Origin of the sequence: Nocardia vermiculata NBRC 100427, from assembly GCF_001613265.1 — a bacterium.
GTDB lineage: Bacteria > Actinomycetota > Actinomycetes > Mycobacteriales > Mycobacteriaceae > Nocardia > Nocardia vermiculata.
On record NZ_BDCA01000075.1, the window covers coordinates 1 to 1,111 of the forward strand.

Annotated in this window: 1 protein-coding gene; it reads left to right on the forward strand. The window is 66.5% G+C overall.

Annotated elements, in window-relative coordinates:
* Window positions 1-159 precede the first annotated feature (159 nt).
* The gene (locus NV2_RS30520; protein WP_067882430.1) at window positions 160-1,065 is read left to right on the forward strand and encodes an IS5 family transposase; all 906 of its coding nucleotides are present in this window, start codon (window positions 160-162) and stop codon (window positions 1,063-1,065) included.
* The last annotated feature ends 46 nt before the right edge of the window (window positions 1,066-1,111 follow it).

Sequence of the window (1,111 nt, forward strand, 5' to 3'; positions counted from 1 at the left end):
CTAGGGCTTGTATCGAAGTGAGGTGAGGGGTAATGCCGCGTAGCGGCACCACCCCTGTCTCGGTAGCAGCGGAACATGTTGGTCGCGTTGGTATATGGGCGAGGTCTCCGGTAGATCGGTTTAACGACCAAGAAAAACCGGAGACCGACCGGAGACCTCGTGACCAGCGTAGCGGTGACGGGGCGCGCGGACCTGACCGACGCCCAATGGGCCAGGCTGGCACCGTTGCTGCCCCGCGGCAAGAAGACAGGACGCCCTCCCACATGGACGAAAAGGCAGCTCGTCAACGGGATCCGATGGCGGGTGCGTGTCGGATCGCCGTGGCGGGACGTGCCAGCCGAGTACGGGTCCTGGCCCGCGGTGTATGGACTGTTCCGCCGCTGGCAGCGGGCCGGCGTGTGGGCGCTGCTGCTGAAACTGCTGCAGGCGTTCGCCGAGGCGGCCGGCTCGATCAGGTGGCAGGTGAGTGTGGACTCCACGATCATGCGCGCGCATCAGCATGCTGCCGGTGCCCGCCGTGACGGTGAAGGCCAGGCCGAACCGCCGGGCTGCAACGGTGAACCAGAACCGGGTGATCACGGGCTGGGCCGATCGCGGGGCGGCTGGTCGACGAAGCTGCATCTGGCGTGTGAGCAGGGCTGCGGGGTGCTGTCGTTGCTTGTCACACCCGGTCAGGCTGGTGACAGTCCGCAATTCACCTCCGTGTTGGATGCGATCTCGGTGCCGAAAGTCGGTGGTGGACGGGCCCGGATGCGGCCCGAGCGGGTGCTGGCGGACAAGGCGTACTCCAGCCGTGGTAACCGGGACTGGTCACGTCGCCACGGGATCAAGGTCACCATCCCGACGCCGTCGGATCAGGCCGGCCACCGGCGTCACCGTGGCCGGTCGGGTGGTCGTCCGCCTGCGTTCGACAAGGTCGTCTACCGGGACCGCAATGCGGTCGAGCGAGGCATCAACCAGCTCAAACAGCATCGCGCGGTGGCAACTCGCTACGACAAACTCGCTGTCCGCTACTTGGCCACGGTCCACGTCGCGGCGATCAATCAGTGGCTGCGGCACGAATGAGGGCGGGCCACAGGCCCGCCTCTCACCACTTCGATACAAGCCCTAG